The sequence below is a fragment of the Gemella morbillorum genome (assembly GCF_900476045.1).
In the GTDB taxonomy this organism is placed as follows: domain Bacteria; phylum Bacillota; class Bacilli; order Staphylococcales; family Gemellaceae; genus Gemella; species Gemella morbillorum.
This window is the reverse complement of sequence record NZ_LS483440.1, coordinates 1205442-1232278: the sequence shown is the minus strand read 5'-3', so window position 1 is coordinate 1232278 and position 26837 is coordinate 1205442. Positions and strand designations below refer to the sequence as shown.

Sequence of the window (26837 nt, the reverse complement as noted above, 5' to 3'; positions counted from 1 at the left end):
TATGTAAAAGGAGTTGATTAATTTACTGTAATCAACTCCTTTTTACTATTATCTATTTCTTTGTGTTGTATTTTGTGTAGTACTATTTCTTTGACTATTTGAACTATTCTTATCTTCTTTATTTATGTTTTTAGAATTTGCAGATTCTCGATTAACTTCTGTTAAACGAATAGGATTAACAGGAATGAATGAACCGTCTGTGATATGGTAGATTAATCTATTATTTTTTGATATGCCATAACCACTAATATTAAGAACAGCTCCATTACTCATTGTTACTCTTATATCATTAATTTCTTGGTCTTTATAGACATTTTGTGATGCTAAGAATTTAATAGCAACTGGACGTGATACAAAATTAGAGAAATTATCATTTTTCTTATCGACGCTAACGAATTTCTCATTAGCAGTAACAAATTGTCCAGCATGATCTCCTGATGAAATACGATACATCATATAACCAGCTGGTGAAACTAATTTATCAACGGTAAACTTAGTCCCAGCTTCGATAACATCTCCAGTATCTGCCCAATTTGCAGATTTAAACGTATGTAATTTTTTATTAACAGTAATTTCACGCTTAACATCAAATGAATAAGAAACAAATGTTCCAGCTAGTTTTGCTGTTATTTCTTCGTCTTGGGCTTCTGAATCAATTCTAGCAGCATTAGCTTTTTCTTGAGCTTCTAATATTTTTGCTTTTTCCTCTGCTTCTTTTTGTTTTTTCATTTCATCGGTTGTATCTACGGCAGTAGTTTGAAGATCATCGAAACTAACGTAATGTTCTTTAGCAGACGAAATAAACTTAAGCGTAATTAAGAAACATAGAGATAATAGTATTGCTAGTATAAATGAAGTAGCTATTTTTACTTTAATATTTTTAGAGGTTTTTCTTATACCGTTATAATCTTTAACATCTTTTCTAAAAATATATTTAAGTGTAAATGCTTTGATTCCTACAAATGCAGCAATAAATATGTTTTCCAATTTATTTTTGTGATTTTTAACTTTAAAGACAGTTTCGTCTTCATTTACAACTTCTTTTCTAATACTATAAATTTCTTTTTTGAAGCCATCTATTTTGTGTTCGAGTTCAAGATTTTTTTGAATTCTTTCAATTAATTTCTTCTCAGCTGCAATATCTTTTTGGAGTATTTGCTTTTGAGTAAGGAGGGTACTTAGACGCTTTTCCTCTAGAAGTATTTCGTCTTTTTCAGCCTTTCTATTTTTTAATTTATTTATAGAAAGTGCTTTTTCACCAATTTTATCTTCCAAAGCTATTAAAGAAGTTTCAAGGGCAAGAAGATTATTTTCGTGTTCTTTCTTCTCGTTTTCTTTCTCAAGAAATTCTATTTTTTTCAAATCTTCAGCTAGTTTAAATTCTTTGTCTTTTTTTTGGAATAATTTTCTTCTTTCTTCAGCTTGTTCTTTTTCAATACGTTCACGTTCTAGACGATCTTCTTCACGTTTACGAGCTTTTTCCTCTTCAATACGCTGACGTTCAAGTTCTTTTTCACGAGCGATACGTTCGCGTTCTAGACGATCTTCTTCACGTTTACGAGCTTTTTCCTCTTCAATACGCTGACGTTCAAGCTCTTTTTCATGAGCAATACGTTCGCGTTCTAAGCGTTCTTCCTCTCGTTTACGAGCTTTTTCTTCTTCGATACGTTGTCGTTCAAGCTCTTTTTCATGAGCAATACGTTCACGTTCTAAACGTTCTTCTTCACGTTTGCGAGCTTTTTCCTCTTCAATGCGCTGACGTTCAAGCTCTTTTTCACGAGCAATACGTTCAGCTTCTAGTCGCTCCTGCTCTGCTCGTTGGGCCATATTTTTTTTATGTTCTTCTTCTATACGTTTTTGCTCTTTTTCGAATTTTTTTCTCGCACTTTCTAATCTAAAAGCACGTTCTTTTGCTTCTTTTTCTTTTCTTTTTAATTCTTCTTCTAAAACAATTTCATTATCAACTTGAGTTATATTTTCATCAGCAATCTCTTGCTTCTCATTCTTAAAGTTTAAAGTTTTTACTTGCTGTTTTAGACGATTAAAAAAAGATATGTTGTTTTTTTGCGTGTCTGTATTAGCTGAATTATCATCATTTAACTTATCTTTTTCTTCTTCTTTTGTCATGCTTACTATCCTTTCATATAACTCTAATATTAACATTATACCACAAAATCATATCATAACTACATAAAAAACAATTAAAATAGAAGAAAAAACTTTGAACTCTAATTGAAATATGTTATCATTAAGGTATATGTTTTTTGTGAAAAGTTTTTTAATAAATTTAAATAGAGGTATTAGTAATGAAAAAGACAATTAGTTTTAAAGGTAAAGCTGTAACAATAGAAGATAAATTAAATATAGGTGATATTTTTCCGAATTTTACCGCTGTAAAAAAAGATTTGTCAGATTTTAGATTAGATGAATTTAAAGGGAATATTATTGTGATAAATACATTTCCGTCAATTGATACAGGGATATGTGCTTTGCAAACTATAAGATTTAATAAAGAAGTAAGTGGTTTTAAGGATGTTGTGGCTGTAACAGTTTCAAAGGACTTACCGTTTGCTTTAGGGCGTTTTTGTGCTGCTGAAGGAATAGAAAATGCAATAACTGTTTCGGATTATAAATATAGAGATATTGAAAATCTTAGTGGTCTTTTAATTAAAGAACTTGGATTACTTACTCGTGCTGTTTTTATTGTTGATGCAGATGGAATTATACGATATAAAGAAGTGCTAGAAGAAGTAGGAAGTGAACCTAATTATGAAGCAGCATTATTACAAATAAAAAAATTACAAGAGAGGTAGTAGATGACAGAGTTAAAATATATAAACAAGGAACAGAACAAAAATCTTCAAATAAAAGATTTAATAACACTAGGGCTATATACTATACTTTTAGTTCTTTTAATGGGTGTAGGAGTAGGTTTAGGGACGCTGTTTACTTCGGTTGTTTTTGGAGGAAAAGTTTATTTTGCAACATATACATCAGTTGCTGCCGCATTAGTTTGCGGAAGTGCGTATAGCTTAATCTTTAATAAAATAAATAAAAACATGGCTATATTCATTATGACAGCTATAATTGCATTATTTATGGGGATTTCAGGACATGCGATAGTTGGATCAATAACATTATTCATAGCTGCGGTACTTGCAGAATTTTTCTATAGAAAGGGAAATGAGTATTTTTCGTATTTATGCTTTAATCTAGGAAATATCGGTATTATTTTACCAATGTTTTTCATGAAAGAAAGTTACATAAAGCACCTTCAAGGAAGAAATTATTCACAAGAAAAAATAGATTTGGTGATGGGAAGTGCGGATATTAATACATTTGTATTTATCGTTATCTTTACTGTGCTAGCATCATTTGTTGGAATATACTTAGGACGTAAGTTGTATTTTAAAAACTTTAATAAAGCAGGATTATAATAATGATAAAATTAGACATAAGAGTTAAGATATTAATATTAGTTATAGCTAATATTCTTATGTTCAAAATGATGAGTTTAAATTTACATTTAATAGTTGCAGTAGTATTTACACTATATTTAGGGGCGACTTCTAATATTAGAAGAATGATGAATTTCTTTTTAATATATATGTTTTTTACTATTTATGAAATGTATTTTTCTCACACGATTACTGTTAAAGTAATTGATAGCTTTTTATTGCTAACAACATTAATGTATAAAACATTATATTTTCCACTTTGTGCAGGAATAGGACTAGTTAGCAGTTCAAAAGTATCAGAACTAATTTGTTTTTTAAGAAAATTGAGATTACCTAAGAAGGTAATTATCGTCTTAGCTGTCTTATATAGATTTTTCCCCGTTTTAATGACGGATTATAAACTTATTAGGAATTCGTTGGGAATGAAAGGAATTGGAGTAAGTAGAGGGTACTACTTGCTCCATCCATTTAAATTTTTTGAGTATGTTTTTGTGCCGTACGTTATTACTAGTACAAATATAGCAAATGAACTTTCGGTATCGTGCTTATGTCGAGGTTTGGATAATGAAGAAATACCAACTTCGTACATAAAGTTAAAATTTAGAACACAAGATTATATTTTAATGGTATTAGCAATTATAGGATTTAGTTATATTATGTTTATGAGGTGATAAATTGATTACATTTAAAAATTTTAATTATAAATATATTGAATCAGAAAAATTAAATATAGAAAATTTATCACTTCATATAAAAAAAGGGGAGTGTATTCTTTTTACAGGACCTAGTGGATGTGGTAAGACAACAATACTAAGAGTATTAAATGGTCTTGCGCCAGAATTTTTTTATGGAGGATATAACGGAGAGTTAAAAGTTGCTCATTTGAAAATAGGAGATAAGTTAAAAGAATTTTCTAAAATAGTAGGAAGTGTCTTTCAAAATCCGAAAAATCAATTTTTTAATTTAGATTCAACAAGTGAATTAGCCTTTAGTATGGAAAACTATGGTTATCCAAGAGAAGATATTGCTAAAAGAATTAAAGAGGTAAGTGTTGAGTTTTCTGCAGAACATTTACTAGAACGTGACATTTTGGAGCTTAGTGGTGGAGAAAAACAAAAGCTTGCCTTTATGGCTAGCATAATGTTAGATGCAGATATCTATGTACTTGATGAAATAACTAGTAACCTAGATTTAAAAGCAATAAAACTTATATCCGAAATTATAGAAAGTCTAAAAAAACAAGGTAAAACTATTGTTGTGGCAGAACATAGAATTTATTACCTTAGAGATTTGGTTGATCGTATGTACGTAATTAAAGGTGGTCAACTAATTCACGAAGTGAGTAAAGAACAGTTAGCTGATTTTGATGGTAGAGCTTGTAGGACTAGACAAATAGACTTAAAAAAAGTTGAATTAGGAGAAAAAATAACTAGAGTACACAAAGATAATTACCTTCAAATAAAGAATCTGGAATATGAGGTAAATAATAGAACTGTAAAAATAGAAAATCATACTTTTTCAACTTCAAAGATATATGCGGTAATAGGAGATAACGGTTGTGGGAAAACTACCTTTGCCAATGCTTTAACAGGATTGTCTAAGATTAAACAGGATATAACTTTAAATGGGAAAATCTTATCTAAAAAAGATTTGTTAAAAAATACGTTCCAAGTTATGCAAGATGTTAACTATCAATTATTTACTAATTCAGTTGAAAAGGAAATTCGACTAGGAAGTAAAAATTTAGAATTATTTGATACAGTTGTAGATAAACTAAATATTAGAAAATTTCTAAATAGGCATCCTAATACACTTAGTGGTGGAGAAAAACAACGTGTAGCTATAGCTTCTGCGTTACTTTCTAACAAAAAAATATTAATCTTTGACGAACCTACAAGTGGCTTGGACTATATTAATATGATAGAATTAAGTAAATTGATTGAAGAGATAGCTAAAGATGATGTTATAATTTTTGTAATTACTCATGATTATGAATTTTTATGCACTATAGCTGATGAAGTGCTACATTTTGGTGCAGAAGGTATTAAAGAACGCATTGAAGTAGATGGTGATACAAAAGAAAAAATATTAGATATAATGAGCTGATGTTATTTTAATATCAGTTCATTAGTGTTATAGACAGATTTAATTGATAATTTGTTAATAAAGAATTAATTTTTCTCTTATTAGAAATATAGAAGTTAGATAAATTACACAAGATAGTTTGTTATTATGAAATATGAAAATAACTTCACCAAATAATTTGTCTAATGGCTGTTAACATGATAAAATAAATGAGTTGTATAAATATTGAAGATAGGAGGGAATATATGTCTTACGCCTCGGATATGAAAAAAGAATTAACTATGATAGAAATAACAAAAGATAGAGAATTTTTATCAGAGTTGTCAGCACTTATAAAGATGAATGGGATGTTAAACATAGCGAATGGTAGATTAAGTCTTAGTTTTCAAACAGAAAATGCTTCAATAGCGCGTCGTATGTATTTATTAATAAAATTTTTCTATAATGTACACATAAATATTTCAGTTAGAAAAAAATTGAAGTTAAAAAAAAATAACGTTTATATTTGTCGTTTGGATCAAAATGTAAAAGAAATATTAACGGAATTATATATTTTGGATGATAATTATACTATGAGAATTGATATAGCGGACGAATTAATAAATAGCGAGGAAAAGAAAAGAGCATATTTGCGTGGGGCATTTTTAGCTGGTGGCTCGGTAAATAATCCTCGTACGTCCAGTTATCATATGGAAATATTCTCTCACTACAAAGAACATAATAAAGAATTAAATGATTTACTTAACTCATTTAATTTGAATTCTAGAACTCTTGAAAGAAAAAAAGGTTTTATAGTATATATAAAAGAATCCGAAAAGATAGCTGAATTTATTAATCTTGTTGGAGCATATCAAGCCTTATTCCAATTTGAAGATGAGAGAATAGTCCGCGATATAAACAACTCTGTTAACAGAATGCAAAATTGTGATATGGCCAATATGAACAAAACAGTTAATGCATCAGCAAAACAGGTTGAGGATATTAATGTTATAGAAGAACGCTTAGGATTAGATAATATTGATGACAAACTTCGAATAGTAGCGGAAGCTAGGTTGAAATATCCAGAATATCCTCTAAAAGAAATTGCTGAAATGATAGAAGATGGGAAATTATCTAAGTCTGGGCTTAATCATAGGTTTAGAAAAATAGCTAAAATAGCAAAAGAATTAAGAGATGGTACTTACCAAGCGAAATAAAGGAGAAAGAACATGAGCAAATGGGATGAACAAATTTTAGTAGTAAATAGAAAAGATTTATTTAATGATGAAGAGAATCATTTTTATGGTTTTTTACCAAAAGAAGATGAAAAGGTAAAAAAAATAGTTGATACGTTTGTGACGTATGAAGTAAAACGCCGTGGAGATATGGAAGAAGATCCAAGCTATAAACAATTAATAGGATATGCGTTATTAAAAGACTCTAAAACAAAAGAAGTTTTAGTTTATAGACGACTAACAGGCGGAGGAGAAGCTCGACTTCATGGTAAAGCCTCAGTAGGTATAGGCGGACATATGAATGAAGAAGTAGGGAAAACTATTTATGAAATGTTAAAAGTTAATGCAGCTCGTGAGCTTAATGAAGAAGTAGGAGTATCAGAGGAGTATGCGTTAGAAAATCTTCATTTTATTGGTTTAATTAATGATGATAAAACAGAAGTAGGTCAAGTTCATATAGGAGTAGTTTATGAATGTGAAGTTGATAAAGATAAAGTAGAAGTAAAAGAAGATGATACATTAGTTATAAAATGGGAAACAAGAGAAGAAGCGCAAAGAGAAGATAATTATGAAAGTTGGTCAGAATTTTTAAAACCAGTTATGTAATTCTTGGTAAATCTATAACTTGTTAAATTTTCTAACGTAATATTGTAAGATTAGAAAGAATATTGTAATATATAAATATGAAAAAATAGAACCTCGATTTGAGAAGAACTTATTATAAGCTCTATAATAATCAAATCGAAGTTTTATTTTATTAAAGGAAAGATTGTAAGAAAATTTAACAAAGAAAGGATGATTACATGTTTAATATTAAAATGGACATGATACAAACAGTAGGTCTCGCTGTTGTTATTTTAATAATTGGTAGATTTTTAAGAACGAGAGTAAAAATATTTGAGACTTATTGTATTCCATCACCTGTAATTGGAGGATTTTTATTCGCAATACTTAATTTAGTACTAAGACAAACTAATTTAGTTATATTTGAGTTTGATAATACACTACAAAGTTTCTTTATGACGTTATTTTTTACAAGTATAGGTTTTAATGCGAGTTGGAGATTACTAAAGGTTGGTGGAAGAAAAGTAGTTTTATTCTTATTATCTGCAATTATGTTAGTAGTACTACAAAATATAGTAGCGGTTAGTATAGGGTATGCTACTGGAATTAATCCACTTATAGCATTACTTACGGGTTCAACAGCTATGACAGGAGGACATGGGACGGCGGCAGCTATGGCACCTATTGTAGAAGAGATGGGGTATTCAGGAGCAAAAAGTGTAGCAATAGCAGCAGCAACTTTTGGACTTATAGCAGGATCAAGTTTAGGAGGCCCGCTTGCGAATAGATTAATTAGAAGGAAAAATCTAGAAGTAAAAGCTGAAGAAATAGAGGAAAAACATAAAAACGATGAATTTCTATTTAATAATAGTATTAAAAAACTAGATGGAGAAAATTTTGCAAAAGCATTTTTTATAATTTTACTAGCGATGTTTATAGGAAGTTACCTATCTATTTATATAAATCAGTTCCTAAAGTTTCCAAGTTATATAGGACCAATGCTTATAGCGGCTGTATTTAGAAATATTTCGGATGCAACTACTAAAGTTGACCTTCATTATGAAGAAATTCACGTCCTTGAAAGCGTCTCTTTAAATTTGTTTTTAGGAATGGCAATGATAAGTTTACGCCTTTGGGAATTAGCTAGTCTTGCAGGGCAATTAACATTGTTATTATTAGCTCAGGCGTTACTTGCTTATGTGTTTATTTATTTTATAACATTTAGAGTAATGGGAAGTAATTATGACTCGGCTGTGCTTTCAGCTGGACATGTAGGATTTGGACTAGGTGCGACACCAAATGGTATTGCGAATATGCAAAGTGTAACAGATAAATATAAATATTCTCATATTGCATTTTTTGTTATGCCGATAGTAGGTGCATTGTTTATTGACTTCTTTAATGTAGCCATAATTAGTGGATTTTTATCATTTTTAGCAAGATAATAAAAAATAAGAGTTTGATAGTTAATATCAAACTCTTATTTTTTATATTTAATTAGTCTCTTTCGATTTTTTCAAGACCACGCATATATGGACGAAGCACTTCTGGTATAGTAATAGAGCCATCTTCATTTTGATAGTTTTCTATTATAGCTGCTAAACAACGTCCAACAGCAAGACCAGAACCGTTTAGTGTGTGAATAAATTCAACTTTTCCAGTATCTTCACGTTTGAAGCGCATATTAGCACGGCGAGCTTGGAAATCAGTACAGTTAGAACAAGAACTAATTTCTTTATATGCATCGTAACTTGGTAACCAAACTTCAATATCATAAGTTTTTGCACTTGAGAATCCAGTATCACCTGAACATAAAGTGATAACACGGTATGGTAGGTTTAATTTTTTCAGAATGTTTTCAGCGTGTTCTGTCATAATTTCTAGTTGTTCATATGAGTTTTCTGGTTTAGCAAAACGAACCATTTCTACTTTGTTAAATTGGTGAAGACGAATCAAGCCACGAGTATCACGTCCTGCACTTCCTGCCTCAGATCTAAAGCAGATACTAAATGCAGTTACTCCTTTTGGAAGCATGTCTTCACTTAAAATTTCGTTGTTGTAGTAGTTTGTTAATGGTACTTCAGCAGTAGGAATAAGTGTTAGTCCTTCTGATTCTACAGTATAAACATCCTCTACAAACTTAGGAAATTGACCTGTTCCAAATAGTGCTGTTTTATTAACGAGTTGAGGAACCATGTATTCTTCATAACCATGCTCAATAACGTGAGTATCTATCATAAAGTTAATTAAAGCACGTTCTAATAAAGCTCCAGCTTTTTTATAGAATACAAATCTACTTCCTGATATTTTAGCAGCACGTTCAAAATCTGCAATATCTAATTCTTCTACTAAATCCCAGTGAGCTTTTGGTTCAAAATCAAACTCACGAACTTTTCCTATACGACGAACTTCAATGTTTTCATCTTCTGTTTCTCCAAAAGGAGTTTCATCAGATATTAAGTTAGGAATACGAATGATTTTTTCGTTAATTTCTTCAGAAATTTGTTTAACTTCGATATCACGTGTTGTTATTTCATCAGATACTTTTTTCATATCGTTGATAACATCAGTAGCATCTTCACGCTTACGCTTTAATACCGCAATTTCTTCACTACGTTTGTTGCGAAGAGCTTTTAAGTCTTCTACCTCAACAAGAAGACTACGACGTTTTTTATCAAGATCGATTAGTAGATCAACAACATCAGTATCAAGATTTCTTGCTGCCAATTTTTCTTTTACCATTTCAGGATTTGCTCTAAATAATTTAATATCTAACATATATATTTCTCCTTTATTTATAATATTATAGAAAGAGTGGTTAAAATAAAAGTCCCTTACGTTTAAGTTAAACGTAAGGGACGACTAAATTATCGTGGTTCCACCCAAATTCAATCCATAGGATTCTTTAAAAATAATTTGATATAAGTTATAGTAGAATTTTAAAATGAATTTTAAGTATTTTCACCAACCACACCTTCTCTAAAAAATTCTTAGATTAAAACATGTCTATAATCAAATTTTATATTTATTTAAATCAATTGTACTTTATCTTTAAGTATTTTGTCAAGCTGTTTAACCAATATTACTTACTTTTTTTCAAAAATTCTTGGGCCTGTTTGATTTGAAGAGCTGTAAGATTTTTCTTGTCAACATAATGCTTATGGTCTCCGTGCTTTACGATAAAACCATCTGTAGTTTCTTCTAGTACATCATTAGTATTAAAACTAAAGTCATGCTCATCATCCCTATGGTCATCCGTTAAACTTTCTTCTGAATTGGCTTCTTTTTCTTCAATTTTTTTATCTGAAGATATAGTGTCACTTTTATCTATATTAGTATTATTTGTTGCCTTTTCAGCAGAGTTACTATTATTTTTTATAACACTATTTTCTGAATTTTTATTTTTAATTTTTGTTGTTAGTTCGTTTGAGTTGTTAATTTTTGAAAATTCTAAAGTAGGTAAGAAATCCTCTAATTCTTTTATAAAGCTTTTTGCAGAATCTAGAATGGACATTTCATCATCGTTATTATATTTTCTACTTAATTTTGCATAGTTTTCTCCGTATTTAACTTCTTGAACATTATTGTGTTGAAGTTGATAATAAAGTTTGTTTTTAGCATTTATAAGTCTTGCAATGAGTTCATTGGTACGAGATTCAATGATTTTTGCTTCACTTAGGTAAGAATATTCTATTAAATATGCAAGTTCTTCTCTAAGTTCATTATCAATTTTATTGCTATTTATATTTTCTAAGAAGTACTTAGTATAACTTAAGATTGTAGGGCCAGTTTGCAGGTCAAATTTTTCTAATTCATTTAGGATATGTTCTATCTTTGTGAATGCATCAGTATTGTGTTCTGATGATGCCGCATTCAATTCTTCAATTAAACTTTCTTTGTCATATCCTAAGTGTTCAATATTTGCATTTTTCACCCGATTAAGTAACGTATCATATTGTTTAATAAATTTCTCATCTTTTTTATCAGTGGCAGATGAATTTATATGAATATATTTTTTATCAAAACTATCTAACATAGCTAAGTAGCCAGCAGTCGAGTTAGTAGGTAGTTCTTCAATACTATTCTTTAGTTGATATAATGCGCGATTAATACGATTAACCTGTTTTTTATCTTTATTTAGTTGGTTGTTATCAGCGATTAGAGAATTAATTCTATTAATAACTGTATTCTTATCAAATTCTCCTTTAATATATGTTCCTATGATATTAGGAATTTTATTTTTTAAATAAGCTTCAGCTCCTCCAGATTTTATTTTCACATAGTGATTATGAGAACCATGAGGAATAACGAATTTGTCTCCGTCTATTTGAATTTTATCAGGGGCAATACCAGTACGCTCTGATAACGCTAGTAACTCTTGTTCAAAATCTAATTCTTTATCTCCTGTTACTTCTGGAATTCTGAATTTACTTCTTGGAATTAAATATGGATGTATATGAGTTGGATCATATTCTTGGGTTGGTTCGTTAAAAATAAAGAAGTCTTTTGTAACTTTTATTGCTTTTTTTGGAACTCCATAGACATCGGCAATATACTCAATTTGTTTTTCTATTTCATCATTTAAAAGATTAGAATCATCACCAATATGAATTTCATCTAAAAAGACAGTATGAGTATGATCACCATGTGGATAAGTAAGAGCTAGCCCTTTAGTTGTTTCAATTATTTTAATTTTAGATTTATCAATATTTAATATTTTTGATAGATAGTCTATTTTATCTTGAACGTCTTTAGTTATTTTAGTTGATTTTTCAGGAGATGTAGTATTGCTATGTGAGTTACTATGATTATTAGATGAAGTATATTTATTTATTAAATACTCCCATTTAGTACCGCGTAGACTATCAAACGAAATAATATGATTATGGCTACCATGTTTAACAATAAAACCAAAACTATTATGACCTATAATATCACTTTCTCCTTTGAAAATATAACCATCGCTAGTGGCGTGAGTTATACCAGCTGTATTGCTAGGTGTTTCATTATTTATACCTGCTTGTTTTATAGAATTTAATTGAGCAGCACTTAAATCAGATTTTTTAATAAAGTGATAATGATCTCCGTGACGAACCACATAACCGTCAGCAGTTTCTTTAACAATGTCTTTTGGATTGAATTGATAATTATCCTCATGAGTTGAAGTTTTCTCATGATGATGACTATGAGAAGAAGCTGAAATAGTTTTAGCAGTTTCTTCGTCCACGATATTACTTTGCTTAATACCTTCTTTAGGGTAGTAATAATATTTTCCGTTGACTTTTATAATATAACCTTGAGCTACTTCGTATTGGATATCTTCGTCTTTTAATTTATAGTTTTTATCATTATAAACAAGTTTGTCTAAAAATTTAGCGTTATACGGAACAAGACCTTTTTCATAATGGCTATGATCACCATGTAGAGTTACATAACCATCTTCTGTAATTTCTGTAACAACTATATCACTTACCTTATCAGCGTAAGCGATGTGTTTAGATTGTTTACTTTGAACAAGGCTAGAGGAAGTAGAATCAGTATTTTTTCCAAATTCATAACCAGCGTAGCCAATTCCAGCAAGTGCAAGAATACTGCAGGGAATTATAAGTGCAGTTTTTCTATTTTTATTCATATAAAAAGTTCTCCTTAATTTCTATTTTTCAAAATGATTACGATTTATTCTAACATAATATTAACGGCTTGTAAATAGAAATAATTACGATTTGTAAAAAATATTAATTTGAAATTTTTTTCAAGTAAAATATAGCATGATTAATATGCTTTAAAAAATTGCCTATACAAAAATAAAAAAATTACTTAATAAAAAAAATCTTTAATTAATGCTATTTAATAATAAAAAATATGTTTTTTTCTATCTTGTATGGTATAATAATTCATATATTTAAAGAAAGTGAGATTTGCTATGACAAATTTTGATTTTAAAAAATTAGTTGATGCTGATTATTTATTAAAAACTCGTGATAATGAAAATGTCGTTGTAATTGATGCACGTGGTGGTATGCTTGAAGAAGGTTCTTTGATGTATGATAAAGCTACTGTAGTTGATTGGACTGATATAAGTCTATTAGGCGAGTTTGGAGGAGAAGAACTTGGAAAACTTCTATCAAAAGATAATTACCAAGAAATTTTTAATATTCTAGGTATAAAAGAAGACACAGAGGTACTAGTTTATGGTTTTACTATGCCAAATCAAGGATTTGGTGATGAAGCTCGAGTTGTTTATACTTTTAATTATGCAGGTTTTGATAATGTAAAAATCATTGATGGTGGATTTGATAAAGTAGAACAACTAGGACTTAATAAAAACTATAATCTGGAAAATGATAGAATAAATGTTTCAAGCGTAGTTCGTGAAGAAGCTCAAGATAATGAAAAAGCAATATTTACTGATGAGTTATTATCTTTCGTGAATAGTGCAGATGTTCAAATTATTGATACTAGATTAGAAGCAGAGTACAACGGGCGAGTTATCTATGGTGAAAATAAAGCAGGACACATCCCAGGTTCTATTTCTGTTCCGTTTAATTCATTAGTAGACGAAGATGGATTTATAAAATCAAGAGAAGCGTTAAAAGAATATTTTGTAAGTAAAGGACTTGATAAAAATAAACTTCAAATTACGTACTGCACTACAGGAGTACGTGCTTCTTATGTTGCAGTGATTTTAGAAGAGCTAGGTTATAAAGTAAGAAACTATGAACCTTCATTTGCAAGATATGCTAATGTTGGAGAAGTTGAGTAAGACAGAGAAAATTTAATGGAGATATATTAGAAAATGACAGGTATGACAGGATATTTGTTTTGGGGATTCTTAATAGTTTATGGATTTATTATGTTCCTATTATCCCCAAAGAAAGTTACAGAAGCAGGATTTTTTAGAGGAGATAGTAATAAAGGTGAACGACCAACTGAAATGATGCTTATGTTAAGTATTTTCATAAGTTGGATTTTTGCGAAATCAGTTACTAATGCTGCAAACTTAGGTGCTCAGTATGGTTTTGTTGGCGGTTTGGCATATGCTACATATTGGCTATGTATTCCAATAGCAGGTTTTGCAATTTATCGTTTAAGAAGAAAGTATCAAGCCACAGGATTAGTTAGTTTTTTAAACTCTAACTACGGAAAAGCAGCTTCGGTTGCATTTTCAGCAGCAATTCTTATTCGTTTATTTAATGAAGTTTGGAGTAATACTTCTGTTGTTGGTGGATATTATGGAAAATCAGGAAGTCGTGAGTTTATTATTTCGGCTATTCTATTTACAGTAATTACATTAGGGTATACCGTATTAGGTGGACTTCGTAGTTCGATTGTCACAGATGTAATTCAAGCGATTATTTTTGTATTTTTTGTTGGGTGGGTAATAACTTTAATTTTACCACAACATAATATTAGTGAATTTGTTACGTCTGGTTCTTGGACAATGCAAGCAGGGGTCGATATGTTACTTGTAACAATTCTTCAATTGTTTAGTTATCCATTCCATGATCCGGTACTTACAGATAGAGGATTTATAGCAGAAGAAAAAACAATGCTACGTTCTTTTATCGTATCAGGAATCTTAGGATTTATTTCTATCTTAATATTTAGTTTTATAGGTATTCATGCAAAACTTATCGGTATGGAAGTCAGTAGTAACGTTCCAGCTGCTTTAGGTAAAACATTAGGAGTTGCCGGATATTTTGCGATGATTGTTGTTATGATTTCTGCGGCAGGGTCTACTCTTGACTCTACATTCGCAAGTCTTGGAAAATTAACAGGTAAAGATTTGCCAGAAATGGCAGGTAAACCATTAAAAAATCCAAAACTAGTAGCAATTATCTTTATGGTAGCATTTGCGTTTATAGGTAATTTGCCAATGATTATGGGAACTGATATTCTTAAAGCAACTACTATTAGTGGTACAATGGTTATAGGATTAGCGCCTATATTCCTACTTCATGGTTTTGTTAAACCAACAAAAATAGGATTCCATCTAAGTTTTTGGATTGGAATTATTCTTGGAGTATTATTAACAGTTAAGATGATACCAGCATCTTGGGCAATAGGTAGTGGTAAGAGTGCCTTACTTCTAGGGGTAAACTTCTATGGATTAATTTTATGCACTCTAGGATATGTCATACCAGGATTATTTGCTAAAAGGAAATAGTTATGACTAAAGGAAGAAACTGCTCCCTTGATTATATGTTAAACAAGGATTGGGCGAAGAATACTTTAAGAATAGATAAAGATGTACTTTATGTAGTAGGTGGATTATACGGTAATAATTTTGCATTAGAGTTGATTAATAGCAAAGCTGAAAAAGAAAATGCTCAAATCATTTTTAATGGAGATATGCATTGGTTTGATATAAATAAAGATGATTTTTTGACTGTAGAAAATAATTCTATTAAAGGGATTAAGCTATTAGGAAATGTTGAATATGAACTAATAAATTCAAAAGATAATCTTGGCTGTGGATGCAATTATCCCGAAGATGTAAGTGAGGGAATTGTTGAAAGGTCTAATGCTATTCATCAAATGATGAAAGATAACCTAGGAAATGATGATATTTTAGAAGAAATACAACTTCGTGATAAGACGCTGTCTGTTGAGTTTTTAAACAAAAAAATTGCCATTACTCATGGTGATGAGAAAAGTATGTCGGGCTGGCAGTGTTCACGTAGCAACTTACAGAAAAAAGATCGTCAAGACGAATTGGGTACTTGGTTAGATGATAATAAAGTAACTATACTTGCAACAACGCATACTTGCTTGCCAGCATTATACAATAATGATAAACATATTGTTGTGAATAACGGAGCGGCAGGTATGGCCAATGTAAAAGATTCTACTTATGGATTAATAACAAGGATTGCCAAAACACCATCAGAAGATGCGATTGTTTCAGAAAAAATAGATAATATTTATGTAGAGTTGGTGAAAATAGACTTTTCTATTGAGAAATTTTTAGAATGGTTTGAGAGTGTTTGGGATGATAATTCACCTGCTAGCATTTCGTATAAAGAGCGTATTATACATGGTACATCACTTGAAATTAGTAATATAAAAGTATAAGATAAAGGTATGTTTAATGAATAATAAAAGATATGTTCTTAAACATATCTTTTTCTATTTATGGAGGTAGTAATGTTAAGAAAAGCAACAAGGGATGATAAAAGAGTTTTAGATGGATTAGGGGAGTTTGTTGAATCGCTAGAGCTTGATATATTAAAAGAAGTATCACAAGAAAAATTTTATGAAATTTTAACATATATTTTTGAATCAACAGAAGATAGATTTAGTTATAAATACTGTACGGTATATGAAGAAAACGATGAAATTCTAGGTTTTTCTTTTGGGTATAATTATGAAAAATTAGAAGAAATGCGTAATTTTTGGTTTGATAAAGTAGTTACTATGTTTAAACTTAAAAATGATACTGTAATCTTTGATTATGATGAAATGTTGCCTGGGGAGTATTACCTGGATACACTTTACGTTTTTGAAGAAAATCGAGGACAAGGAATAGGTAATAAATTATTGTCTAAATTTACGATAGAAGAGCATCCTTTAAAAAGTTTAAATGTTGCTCAGAGTAATCATGGAGCGAGAAGACTCTATGAAAGTTATGGTTTTAAAAAAGAATGTGAAATATTTATTGGGCATGAAAATTATGACCATTTGGTTATAAGAAAATAAAGTATTTTATTTAATATAAAGAACCAGCAAATATCTTAAAATTTTATGTTTAGCATAATTAAGCTATGTTATAATAGAAAAGAAGTGAAATACATTTTTAAAATTTTAAAGTTATAGGAAAAAGGAGATTAATATGGCAGAATTACTAAGAAAAGATCAAAAAGTAGAAAATACTTGGGATTTAGAATCTATATATGCAACTAAAGAAGATTTTTGGAGAGAATTTAAAGAAGTAGAAGAGTTCCTTCCAGAAATTAAAAGTTATCAAGGAAAAGTTAAAGAAGGTGCTAAAGCATTACTAGATGTGTTAAAAACATCAGAAAAATGGGAACAAAAATTAGAACAGTTATTTATCTATGCTCATTGTAAAAATGATCAAGATAGTACGGACGCTGAGTTTAAAGAATTATATTCTAAAACTTATGGATTATATTCTAACTATGTTGCAGAATGGTCATTTTTCACACCAGAATTATTAGCTGTTGATGAAAGCCTAATTAATGGTTATTTAAAAGAATTAGAAGAACTTAGAGAATATGAGTTTTTCCTAGAAAAAATCAATAAAAAACGTCCGCATACATTAGATCCAGAACAAGAAAGAATAATTGCGATGGCAGGTGAAGCACTACATGCTAGTGATGAAACTTTTGGAGCGTTAAATAATACAGATGTAGTGTTTGAAGATGTAGAAGATAAAGATGGAAATAAACATACATTAACACACGGAACATATGGAACATATATGGAAAATCCAGATAGGGTGCTTAGAAAGAATACATTTTTCTCTTTATATAGCTATTTTGAAAGACATATCAATACATTAGCGTCTACATTAGCAGGAAATCTAAAAGCTAAAAAATTCTATGCTGACACTCATAAGTATCCCTCAACAAGAAATCATGCTTTATCATCAAATTTAATCCCTGAGGAAGTATATGATAATCTAGTAGAAACAGTTAATAAAAAAATACCAGTTCTTCATAAATATTATAAACTTCATAAAAAAATAAAAGGTCTTGATGAGTTAAGACTTTATGATAGAGCTGTATCTGTTGTTGAAGGGGAACCGATTAAGTTTACATTTGAAGAAGCTCGAGACATAGTTTTAGAAGCTGTTAAACCTATGGGTGAAGATTATGTCAATAGTATGAGAAAAGCATTTACAGAACGTTGGATTGATATTTATCCAAATAAAGGAAAACGTTCTGGTGCATACTCAACAGGTGCATACACTACTAAGCCATTTATTTTATTGAATTTTGATGGTACATTAAATGATGTTTATACGTTAATTCACGAACTTGGACACTCAATGCATTCTTATTATACACGCAAAAATCAACCTGCAGTTTATGGAAGTTATTCTATCTTTGTTGCAGAGGTAGCTTCTACATGTAATGAAGCATTATTAACAGAGCATCTTTATAACAAATTTGAAAAAGAAGGTAATAAAGAGGGAATGTTAAGAGTTCTTAATGAAGCACTACATGGTTTTGTGGGAACAGTATATCGTCAAACACAATTTGCTGAGTTTGAGCACTTAATGAATCAGCATGTCCAAAACGGTGGAGCAATTACTGCAGAATTTTTAAATACAGAATATTTTAATTTAGTAAAAAAATATTATGGTGACGCTTTTGAATATGATGAAGAAATTAAGTATGAATGGGCAAGAGTTCCTCATTTCTACTATAATTACTATGTATACCAATATGCAACAGGATATTCAGCAGCACAAGTATTATCACGTTTGATTTTAGCGGATAGCAAAAACGCAAAAATCTATATTGATGAGTTTTTATCAAAAGGAAACTCAGACTATCCGATTAATGTTTTAAGAAATGCAGGAGTAGATATGTCTAAACCAGAGGCAATTGAGCTTGCACTAAATGATTTTGAAGTAAAAATCGAAAAATTTGAAAAGTTATATTTTTCTAAGTAATTAGAACGTAATTAAAAAAAGAAGCGATTATATTAAATCGCTTCTTTTTTTAATGTAACTAAAACTAACTCTATTTGATTGTTTATTCTAATTGGAAAAGAACTATTTCCAAGGCCTTGAGAAACGACAAGTTTTGTGTTTTCTTTTTCATACACACCATGTATGTATTTAGGGAAGAAGCCTTGACTTGGAGAAAAAATTCCACCAACAAAAGGAATCTGCCATTGACCACCATGTGCATGTCCAGAAAAGACTAAGTTATATTTTTCTTTAACATAGAAGTCAAATTTTTCCGGTCTATGTGATAGTAAAATGTTGAATTCATTTTTATCAGATAATTTACTAAGAATATCTTGGAAATTTTCACGATGATTAAGTTCATCTTTTGCTTTAAAATAATTATAATCTTCAATTCCAATAAGATTTATTTTATCATTAGTTTTATAGATACTTCTAACTTCGTTATGAAGATAAGAGATATTTAGTCTTTCAAACATATTTTTTAGTTCTTCAAATTCTTTTGGCAGGCGTAGTTCGTGATTACCTGTAACAAAATAACATGGAGCAACAGCCGATAATTGGCTTAGGATATTATAGACAATATCCATATCATTTCTATAGCTGTCTAAAATATCACCAGTAATAACGATAATATCCGGAGAAAATTTACGTAGTTTTTCTAAAAAGAATAAGTCACTTATACCAACTTTATCACAGTGAATATCACTAACTTGTGCTATTTTGAAATTATGAAATTCTTCTGGTAAATTTTTAAATTCTAGATTATAGTTTGTTACTTTTAATTGTTTATTATTTTTTATTAAAGCACCTGCAGCTACTATAGGAACAAGTGCAAGAAGTTTATAATTCATTTTCTCACCTTTACTATATAGTCTAATAAACTGATAAAAATATTATAACATATAGCTTAAATTATGTTAAAATAAAAGGTGAGTAATTTAATTAAGAGGACTATAACTTATGATTAAGATTGAGAAAATGGATGATTTCACAAAAAAGAAAAAATATCCTCCAACACCTGCACAGTGGCAAGCTATAGCGTTAACAGGAGCAGATGTGTTAGTTGCGGCAGCGGCAGGAAGTGGTAAGACAGAGGTTTTATCAGAAAGAATAGCTCGCAAAGTAGCTTTAGATAGATGGGATATTGACAAACTATTAGTGCTTACATTTACAACGGCGGCAGCTAAAAATATGCTTGTGCGCGTTGAAAACAAAATTACTGAGCGTTTATTAGCTTCTGGTTTGGAAGAAGATAGGTTATTTCTTCGAAAACAAAGTATGCTCATGAATGATGCGTACGTTAGTACTATTGATAGTTTTTGTTTAAATATTTTAAGAAAGTTTTATTATTTAGTAGAAGAAGAAATTGCAGGATCGAAGAAATATTTATCTCCTAATTTTAACATTTTGCCTAATAGCAAAAATATGCTTATTAATTCAGCTAATGAAGTTTTAGAACGCTTTGCACGAGAAAATAAGATTATCACTGATGAGTTATTTACTATTTTTGGTGACAAGAAAAATATTATAGATTCACTAATCGATACATATTATAAATTGCTAACTATACCAAATTTTGAACAATATTTGCAAGATGATTTCTTAAAAAATAACAATATTTTGTTGCATGATTTTCTACTTAATAACGGGATTGTAATTGATGACTTTAGTGAATTAATAGAACTAACTACAAAAGAATCTTTAAATACTGCAAGAAAGTTTGCAATTCATGTAAAAAATTTTCTTGTTAAAAAAGATAACGGAAACATTGTAGAAAGATATCTTAGCAAAAGTCTACTTGACGATAATAAAAAAGAAAAAATTAGAAAATACTTTATAGAAAATGATGTAAATATTTCTACAAGTATACTTGAGCAAGAGCAATGTTTAGACAATATTATTAATTCTTTGGGCAATGAATTAAACAAAAATGATAATATATATGATGCAACATTATTAAATAATATATTTAATGATTTAAATAATTACTACAGTATGTTCCAAACAGCTAAAAAATTAGATACTTTTTCAACAGCCTATCAAACAACTCTATTAGAATTACACAATGAGTTTTTAAAAAGAAAAAGAGAACTTAACTTTTTAGATTTTTCAGATTTGAACCATCTTGCAATAAAGGCATTAACTAAAATAGAAAATGGGAAAATAGTGCTTAGCGAAGCGGCAGAGTATTATCGAAATCATTTTTTAGAAATTTATGTTGACGAATATCAAGATAATAATAATCTTCAAGAATATATCCTTAACTTAATAAAAGGAGAAAATACCAAATTCTTTAGAGTAGGGGATGTGAAGCAAGCTATCTATGGTTTTAGGGGATCTAATCCAGACCTTTTTGAAGAAAAATATAATAGTTATAAACAACTGGATATAAAAAATTATGATGCTAATATAGACTACGCTATTTCTGATGAAGCGGAAGGTGTTTGTGTAGTGTTAAAAGAAAATTTCCGAAGCGATGAAAATATTTTAAAAAGTAGTAACTATGTATTTAATCGTCTAATGGGAGACAAAAATGCTGGAGTAAGTTATGATGAACAAAGTGCACTTTATTATCCAAGTGTTAAAGAAAAGCAAGTAAATGTAATACCAACACAACTGATAAATGGTAAAATAGATTATTTTACAAAAGAAAAGTTAGATGATAAAAAAGAGTATAGAGTGCAATCAATAGAAAATATAGCTTATGAGATATTAAATGGAGTAAAAAACGGGAAAAACTATAGTGACTATGCCATCTTAGTTCGTAATAGTACAAAAATGACGACATATAAACAAATTTTTTCTAAATATAATATACCATTATTTTTTAAAGAAAAAGTAGGGTTTACGACATCAAATTGTTTTAATATATTGTATAATTTGTTTAGATTTTTAGATAATACAACGCGTGATGCAAGTCTAATTGCTTTGTTGCATAGTGAGATTTTTGATTATAGCAACGACGAATTATTAAATCTATCGTTAAATAATGGTAAAACATTATTTGAAAAACTAGCATTAAGCAATTCTGTTAAAAGCAAAAATACGGTAAACTTGTTGAATAAGTGGCTGGATTTTAGTTTAAATAATTCGTTATCGGATATTTTAGAAAGAATTGTATCAGATATTGATTTTGTAAACTATTTAGTAACAATCGATATTAATGATGATGAAGTAGATTATTATGAGAATTTTATAGATCTTGTGCAAGAGTATGAAAATACAGACAATAAGTTAAGTGGTTTTGTACAATATTTGAAAAATATAAAAGATGATGAAGTTTTTGAAACAAAGAAAAGAACACCAAATAATAGTGTAACATTATCTACGATTCATATTTCTAAAGGGTTAGAATATAAAGAAGTTTTTGTTGCTGATCTTGATACTTCTTTTAATAAAAAAGGTTACAGTGGGGAAGTATTATTTACTGAGAATTTTGGCTTTAGCATTAATATTGATAACTTTATTCAAAAGTACAATATTTTACTTCAGGATAAGGATTATTTTGAGAGTTTATATAAACTTAATAGTATTTTAATAAAATTGCGAGAAAGAGAAGAAGAAGTTCGTAATTTATATGTAGCCTTAACACGTACAGAAAAGATACTTTATTTAGTTAGCCCGAATGGTATAGAACTTCAAAATGAAAAAGCTGCGGATAAAAGTATATATCAAGCATTATTGGAAGAGGATAATTTTGAAAAAATATTAAATAATGTTTTAAGTAACTATGGAGAATTCCTTTTTGAAAATGAAAGAGAAGCTAACATTACAGAGTATTCTCTCACAGAAGAAAAAGATGAACAAAAGTATGTTGATACAGATTTTGATTTGAGTGATTTTTATAAGAAGTTTAAAATAAAACATCAAGAGTTAGATAATAGTGAAAAGTCTATTGAAGTTCAAAATAAGATTTTCCCAGCTAAGACATCTTATAGTTCATTGAAAAAAATAAATAATAATTATGAAAGCCATGATTCTAAAACAAAAGAAACAAATTATCTAAAATTATCTACTTTAAATAAGACAGCAGCAAATAAAGCTATTTTAAAGGGAAATGTAATTCATAAGCTTTTTGAAAGAATTATTAATGATATTCGTAATAATATCAAAATTGAAGATGTTAATAGTTATTTAGACAGTCTAATAAAAACAGGAAATCTATTAACCGACATTAAGGAAAAAAGAATCTTGACAGAAGATGATTATAGTCTTATAGATAACGATATTGATAATGAGAGAATTTCTAGCTTTATAACTAATGACTTTATGGATAAAATAAAAGTTGCTCAAAATTGTCAAGCAGAAGTAACATTTACGACTATGAAAAAAGCAAGTGAGTTGTATAACGATAGTATGAGTGAATCTGAAGTTATCCTACAAGGGATAGTGGATTTATTAGTTAGAGAAGATGAAAATAATGCCTTTATTGTAGACTATAAAACTGATAATGTTGTAGGAAAAGATGCTGAGAAAATCTTAATAGAACGACATAAAGAACAGTTGAAAATATATAAAGATGCAGTTGAGGATTATTATAATTTAAAAAATGTTAAAACTTATATTTATTCTTATACATTGTCAAAACTAATAGAGGTAGAATAAAGAGTTATATGTTAAACAATAAGTGCCTATTTATATTAAATACAAGGAAATTTAATAGTGGGATATTAATTTTGTAGGTAAATGAATATGCTAACATTGTTACTCTTTACTAAATATGATATAATAGTTGTTAAAATGAAGAGGATTTAATCGGAGGTGAAATGGTGAAATATATAGTATGTAATAGTGAAACAGCGGTTCTAAATAGAATGTATGATGAATTTGAAAAGAATTTAGAGGATGGAGCGGTAATAAGTTTACCAGAGCATATAATCAATACCCAGTTTACTAATAGAATGATTGATGATAATAAAATGGGTAAATATAGTTATAAACATGTTATTATGTTAGGACAAAGGGAATTTGCAGACATAGACATAGAAGAAAGCTTTGGTTTATATCGTTTTGCTCGACTTGAATTACTGAAAAAACTAGATGTAGATATGAAAAATGTATATTATTCAGAGTGTCTAGATAGTGAAAATAGTACAGAAGATTTGGAGAAATATAAAGAAGTATTAGAAGAAAATCCTATAGATGTTGCAATTGTTTTTCTAGGTGCAGATGGTGGGATACTAGATTATCGATATGCAACAGAAGACAATAAAGATATTCACTTGGTAGAATTTTCTGATGAAGAAAGAGACCAACTACGTGCTTCTGGTATGGAAATTAAAGGCAATAAGTTAGTTAGTATAGGATATGAAAATCTTATGGCGGCTAGACATTTATTTGTTGTAGTTTTAGGTGCAGATAAAAGAAAGTATATAGCTGAACTTTTTGAAAATGAAGATACAGAAAATAAAACAATTTTATCTATACTAAATGAGCACAAAAATCTAATTATTTTTACAGATAAAGAAGCAAGTTATAAATCAGAAGAGGAAGTTAATCGTTTAATAAAACATAGACAAAGACAGCAGGAAGCAAAACTTCGTGTAGAAAAAGAACAAGAAGAGGCTGCGAAAAACGAGGAAAAAGCAGAGGATAGGTAGTAGTTATGAATGATTATCAGAGGATTATAAATTATAATTTTAGTGATGTAGTTCTTGATGACAAGTTAGTAGTAAAATTCAAAATAGAAAAGACATTTAGCGAATCACAATTTATTGGTCTGTTTTCTTGTAAAAGAGGAGAAAGGTTCATTATAAGAACACCGGATACGAAGACAGCTATAATTGGTATAGGGTATGAAACAACATGGTTTTTAGATTCTAATGATTTCTTAACAAGTTTTGATAATAATAGTATTCTGTCTGGGTTTGAGGAATTAAAGGCCCAGACAAGTATTTTAGAAATTGACGAACATGATGAGGAATATTTTGGAATATATGGTGGAATTTCTGATGGAAACAATAGAAACAGTCAGGAATGGATAGATTTTAGTGATACCACGTTTGTTGTACCTGGGATATTAGCAGTATTTAAAGAAGAGTATGTTTATATTACGTTGTTCTTTAATATGAGAGAAGAAAAAGATTTTACAAAATTATGGCATGAACGAGTAGAATTTTTAGAAAAACTAGATGAGTATAAAGAACAACCAAATGAACCACATATATCTGTTGTAAGAGATATATATCCTGAAACTTGGCAAGAAAACATAAGAGCCGCTCTTCTTCAGATAGAAAAAGAAGAGTTAAAAAGAATAGTATTGTCACGAAAAAACTTAATTTTATTGGAAAATAATACATCACTAGGGGCAATCACAAAATATTTATTAGGAAAAAATAGATATTTTATCGCATTTGAATCGAAAAAAAGTTTATTTATAACTACAAACCCACTTGTTTCATTAGATTATACAAATATGGAACTAAAAGCACAGTTATATTTTAAACAAGAGAATTTATTTAATAATAATTTCTCAATTTTGTTTGATGAAGAAGAGATAATAAGAGATTATAGAGACAGTTTTACAGAGAATTTTGAGACTCATTTTGATGTTGTTGCTGACAAAGTTCTTATGGGTAAAAGATTAGATGTCTATTCTGTTTTAAAAGCTAAGATTGAAGATAATCAAAAAGCAATTAAAGCGTTAAGTCTATTGTATCCTATTCCACTTATCAAAGGATATCCAGAGGATATTGCAAGAGAGTTTTTTGAAAAGAATAATAGAATAGACTACGGATTCTGGTATTCTCCATTTGGGTATATTACTAACAATATGGATGCAAAATTTTATACTTGTGGAAGTATGATGGTTGCACAGAAAAATATGATTACATTATTTACAAGTATTTTGTTATCGAAGGATGACACATACGATAAAGTTGTAGAAAAATCCAATCAGACAGTAAAATCTAATTTAGAGTTGTTTGATCACTAGGAGGAAGTATGAAGTTGAGTACAATGCAAAAGGGTGCGCTATTAACGATATTAGGAGCCGCTTGTTGGGGGCTTTCTGGCGTATTAGGGGAGTATTTATTAAATATTTCTAAGTTGGACTCTAAGTGGGTTATTTCGACAAGATTATTTTATTCTGGACTGATATTAGTGCTAATTTTACTTTTTAAAAGTAAAGATTCGCTGTTGAAGGTTTTTAGTGATAAAAAAGATATTTTAAGCCTTATGAATTTTTCCTTTCTGGGTTTATTAATATGTCAAGGAACATATTTTTTAGCAATAAAATATACTAATGTAGGAATGGCAACAGTAATTCAATTTACTGGTCCAGTGATGATAATGGTCTACTATTGTTTCGTTAATAAAAGATTACCTATGCCACGCGAGGTTGTCGCAATACTTGCTTCACTTTTTGGGGTTGTTTTAATGGCAACACATTTAGATTTTAGTAAATTAAATATTTTAACACTTGGATTATTTTGGGGAATATTTTCTGCTGTAGGTTTAGCAAGTTATAATATTTCTTCAATACGTTTAACTACTAAATATGGAGTGATGCCTATTATGGCATAGGGACTCTTAATAGCAGGGGTAGTCGTATATGTGGGGACAGGAAGTTTCTATATTCCAGAAAACTTTAGCTTTTTAGATTTTTTATGTATGAGTGGAGTTATTTTAATAGGAACTATAGCTTCGTTTAGTTTGTATCTTGAAGGGGTAAGACTAATAGGAGCAGTAATGGGGAGTATTATCGGATGCTTCGAACCGATAGCAGCAATTGTGTTTTCATTTTTACTACTAGGAACAACATTTGGAGCGTTAGATTTATTAGGTGCAATGGCTATTTTATCGGCAGTAGTTGTACTAACTAGAAGATAATAAAATGTATTTAGGGGTAAACAT

General features: G+C 29.3%; 21 protein-coding genes. 17 read left to right on the top strand and 4 right to left on the bottom strand.

The annotated features are described in order from the left end of the window. Positions 1 to 48: 48 nt before the first annotated feature. On the bottom strand, positions 49 to 2127 hold the full coding sequence (locus tag DQN46_RS05955) for a coiled-coil domain-containing protein (RefSeq protein ID WP_111743346.1): 2079 nt from the start codon (positions 2125 to 2127) through the stop codon (positions 49 to 51). 179 nt (positions 2128 to 2306) lie between these two features. On the opposite strand from DQN46_RS05955, the gene tpx reads away from it, so the two are divergent. The 7 genes from tpx (at position 2307) to gltS (ending at position 8766) form a co-directional block, all read left to right on the top strand. Beyond that, positions 2307 to 2813 (top strand): thiol peroxidase, encoded by a 507-nt coding sequence (gene tpx / locus DQN46_RS05950; protein WP_111743345.1) that lies wholly within the window; start codon positions 2307 to 2309, stop codon positions 2811 to 2813. A gap of 3 nt (positions 2814 to 2816) precedes the next feature. After that, the gene (locus DQN46_RS05945) at positions 2817 to 3437 is read left to right on the top strand and encodes an MptD family putative ECF transporter S component (RefSeq protein WP_111743344.1); all 621 of its coding nucleotides are present in this window, start codon (positions 2817 to 2819) and stop codon (positions 3435 to 3437) included. Positions 3438 to 3439: 2 nt separating this feature from the next. Further along, positions 3440 to 4129 (top strand): energy-coupling factor transporter transmembrane component T family protein, encoded by a 690-nt coding sequence (locus DQN46_RS05940; RefSeq protein ID WP_111743343.1) that lies wholly within the window; start codon positions 3440 to 3442, stop codon positions 4127 to 4129. Between the two features lie 4 nt (positions 4130 to 4133). Continuing rightward, entirely contained in the window at positions 4134 to 5564 is a 1431-nt protein-coding gene (locus DQN46_RS05935; protein WP_111743342.1) for an ABC transporter ATP-binding protein, read from the top strand. 224 nt (positions 5565 to 5788) lie between these two features. Next, the gene (gene whiA, locus DQN46_RS05930; protein WP_111743341.1) at positions 5789 to 6739 is read left to right on the top strand and encodes a DNA-binding protein WhiA; all 951 of its coding nucleotides are present in this window, start codon (positions 5789 to 5791) and stop codon (positions 6737 to 6739) included. Positions 6740 to 6751: 12 nt separating this feature from the next. Continuing rightward, on the top strand, positions 6752 to 7363 hold the full coding sequence (locus DQN46_RS05925; protein ID WP_111743340.1) for an NUDIX domain-containing protein: 612 nt from the start codon (positions 6752 to 6754) through the stop codon (positions 7361 to 7363). Positions 7364 to 7560: 197 nt separating this feature from the next. After that, positions 7561 to 8766 carry a sodium/glutamate symporter gene (gltS, locus tag DQN46_RS05920; RefSeq protein ID WP_004632643.1) on the top strand — a complete coding sequence of 402 codons (1206 nt, stop codon included), beginning with the start codon at positions 7561 to 7563 and terminating at the stop codon, positions 8764 to 8766. 52 nt (positions 8767 to 8818) lie between these two features. Here gltS and serS read toward each other — a convergent pair whose 3' ends face one another. Both serS and DQN46_RS05910 read right to left on the bottom strand, forming a co-directional pair. Further along, the gene (gene serS / locus DQN46_RS05915; RefSeq protein ID WP_004632642.1) at positions 8819 to 10099 is read right to left on the bottom strand and encodes a serine--tRNA ligase; all 1281 of its coding nucleotides are present in this window, start codon (positions 10097 to 10099) and stop codon (positions 8819 to 8821) included. A gap of 304 nt (positions 10100 to 10403) precedes the next feature. Then, the gene (locus DQN46_RS05910) at positions 10404 to 12953 is read right to left on the bottom strand and encodes a pneumococcal-type histidine triad protein (RefSeq protein ID WP_111743339.1); all 2550 of its coding nucleotides are present in this window, start codon (positions 12951 to 12953) and stop codon (positions 10404 to 10406) included. A gap of 291 nt (positions 12954 to 13244) precedes the next feature. Between DQN46_RS05910 and DQN46_RS05905 the strand changes: the two genes are divergently transcribed. From DQN46_RS05905 to pepF, 5 genes are all read left to right on the top strand, one after another. Continuing rightward, positions 13245 to 14084 (top strand): sulfurtransferase, encoded by an 840-nt coding sequence (locus tag DQN46_RS05905; protein WP_111743338.1) that lies wholly within the window; start codon positions 13245 to 13247, stop codon positions 14082 to 14084. Between the two features lie 33 nt (positions 14085 to 14117). Continuing rightward, complete coding sequence (locus DQN46_RS05900; RefSeq protein ID WP_111743337.1) at positions 14118 to 15488, top strand: SLC5/6 family protein; 1371 nt, start codon at positions 14118 to 14120, stop codon at positions 15486 to 15488. 2 nt (positions 15489 to 15490) lie between these two features. Then, on the top strand, positions 15491 to 16396 hold the full coding sequence (locus DQN46_RS05895; protein ID WP_111743336.1) for a calcineurin phosphoesterase: 906 nt from the start codon (positions 15491 to 15493) through the stop codon (positions 16394 to 16396). A gap of 72 nt (positions 16397 to 16468) precedes the next feature. Further along, positions 16469 to 17020, top strand: coding sequence for a GNAT family N-acetyltransferase (locus tag DQN46_RS05890; RefSeq protein WP_111743335.1), 552 nt, complete (start codon positions 16469 to 16471; stop codon positions 17018 to 17020). A gap of 133 nt (positions 17021 to 17153) precedes the next feature. Further along, a complete protein-coding gene (gene pepF / locus DQN46_RS05885) occupies positions 17154 to 18962 on the top strand; it encodes an oligoendopeptidase F (protein ID WP_111743334.1) in 1809 nt (602 codons plus the stop codon). 32 nt (positions 18963 to 18994) lie between these two features. Here the strand turns inward: pepF and DQN46_RS05880 are convergent, their stop codons facing one another. Then, entirely contained in the window at positions 18995 to 19834 is an 840-nt protein-coding gene (locus DQN46_RS05880) for a metallophosphoesterase (RefSeq protein WP_111743333.1), read from the bottom strand. 109 nt (positions 19835 to 19943) lie between these two features. Between DQN46_RS05880 and DQN46_RS05875 the strand changes: the two genes are divergently transcribed. From DQN46_RS05875 to DQN46_RS08765, 5 genes are all read left to right on the top strand, one after another. Then, positions 19944 to 23588 (top strand): UvrD-helicase domain-containing protein, encoded by a 3645-nt coding sequence (locus DQN46_RS05875; protein ID WP_111743332.1) that lies wholly within the window; start codon positions 19944 to 19946, stop codon positions 23586 to 23588. Between the two features lie 161 nt (positions 23589 to 23749). Next, entirely contained in the window at positions 23750 to 24583 is an 834-nt protein-coding gene (locus DQN46_RS05870) for a 6-phosphogluconolactonase (protein WP_224207408.1), read from the top strand. Positions 24584 to 24588: 5 nt separating this feature from the next. Beyond that, on the top strand, positions 24589 to 25917 hold the full coding sequence (locus DQN46_RS05865; RefSeq protein WP_111743331.1) for a hypothetical protein: 1329 nt from the start codon (positions 24589 to 24591) through the stop codon (positions 25915 to 25917). An 8-nt stretch (positions 25918 to 25925) separates the two neighbouring features. Then, positions 25926 to 26507 (top strand): DMT family transporter, encoded by a 582-nt coding sequence (locus tag DQN46_RS05860; RefSeq protein WP_224207407.1) that lies wholly within the window; start codon positions 25926 to 25928, stop codon positions 26505 to 26507. A gap of 30 nt (positions 26508 to 26537) precedes the next feature. After that, positions 26538 to 26813 (top strand): EamA family transporter, encoded by a 276-nt coding sequence (locus DQN46_RS08765; RefSeq protein ID WP_224207406.1) that lies wholly within the window; start codon positions 26538 to 26540, stop codon positions 26811 to 26813. The last annotated feature ends 24 nt before the right edge of the window (positions 26814 to 26837 follow it).

What these genes read in the sequence shown, in the direction of transcription:
- DQN46_RS05925 (WP_111743340.1), top strand. Translation starts at nt 6,752, where the DNA reads ATGAGCAAATGGGATGAACAAATTTTAGTAGTAAATAGAAAAGATTTA.
- DQN46_RS05865 (WP_111743331.1), top strand. Translation starts at nt 24,589, where the DNA reads ATGAATGATTATCAGAGGATTATAAATTATAATTTTAGTGATGTAGTT.
- DQN46_RS05910 (WP_111743339.1), bottom strand. Translation starts at nt 12,953, where the DNA reads ATGAATAAAAATAGAAAAACTGCACTTATAATTCCCTGCAGTATTCTT.
- DQN46_RS05870 (WP_224207408.1), top strand. Translation starts at nt 23,750, where the DNA reads ATGGTGAAATATATAGTATGTAATAGTGAAACAGCGGTTCTAAATAGA.
- DQN46_RS05875 (WP_111743332.1), top strand. Translation starts at nt 19,944, where the DNA reads ATGATTAAGATTGAGAAAATGGATGATTTCACAAAAAAGAAAAAATAT.
- tpx (WP_111743345.1), top strand. Translation starts at nt 2,307, where the DNA reads ATGAAAAAGACAATTAGTTTTAAAGGTAAAGCTGTAACAATAGAAGAT.
- DQN46_RS05945 (WP_111743344.1), top strand. Translation starts at nt 2,817, where the DNA reads ATGACAGAGTTAAAATATATAAACAAGGAACAGAACAAAAATCTTCAA.
- DQN46_RS05890 (WP_111743335.1), top strand. Translation starts at nt 16,469, where the DNA reads ATGTTAAGAAAAGCAACAAGGGATGATAAAAGAGTTTTAGATGGATTA.
- whiA (WP_111743341.1), top strand. Translation starts at nt 5,789, where the DNA reads ATGTCTTACGCCTCGGATATGAAAAAAGAATTAACTATGATAGAAATA.
- pepF (WP_111743334.1), top strand. Translation starts at nt 17,154, where the DNA reads ATGGCAGAATTACTAAGAAAAGATCAAAAAGTAGAAAATACTTGGGAT.
- DQN46_RS05955 (WP_111743346.1), bottom strand. Translation starts at nt 2,127, where the DNA reads ATGACAAAAGAAGAAGAAAAAGATAAGTTAAATGATGATAATTCAGCT.
- gltS (WP_004632643.1), top strand. Translation starts at nt 7,561, where the DNA reads ATGTTTAATATTAAAATGGACATGATACAAACAGTAGGTCTCGCTGTT.
- serS (WP_004632642.1), bottom strand. Translation starts at nt 10,099, where the DNA reads ATGTTAGATATTAAATTATTTAGAGCAAATCCTGAAATGGTAAAAGAA.
- DQN46_RS05895 (WP_111743336.1), top strand. Translation starts at nt 15,491, where the DNA reads ATGACTAAAGGAAGAAACTGCTCCCTTGATTATATGTTAAACAAGGAT.
- DQN46_RS05880 (WP_111743333.1), bottom strand. Translation starts at nt 19,834, where the DNA reads ATGAATTATAAACTTCTTGCACTTGTTCCTATAGTAGCTGCAGGTGCT.
- DQN46_RS05900 (WP_111743337.1), top strand. Translation starts at nt 14,118, where the DNA reads ATGACAGGTATGACAGGATATTTGTTTTGGGGATTCTTAATAGTTTAT.
- DQN46_RS05905 (WP_111743338.1), top strand. Translation starts at nt 13,245, where the DNA reads ATGACAAATTTTGATTTTAAAAAATTAGTTGATGCTGATTATTTATTA.
- DQN46_RS05860 (WP_224207407.1), top strand. Translation starts at nt 25,926, where the DNA reads ATGAAGTTGAGTACAATGCAAAAGGGTGCGCTATTAACGATATTAGGA.
- DQN46_RS05940 (WP_111743343.1), top strand. Translation starts at nt 3,440, where the DNA reads ATGATAAAATTAGACATAAGAGTTAAGATATTAATATTAGTTATAGCT.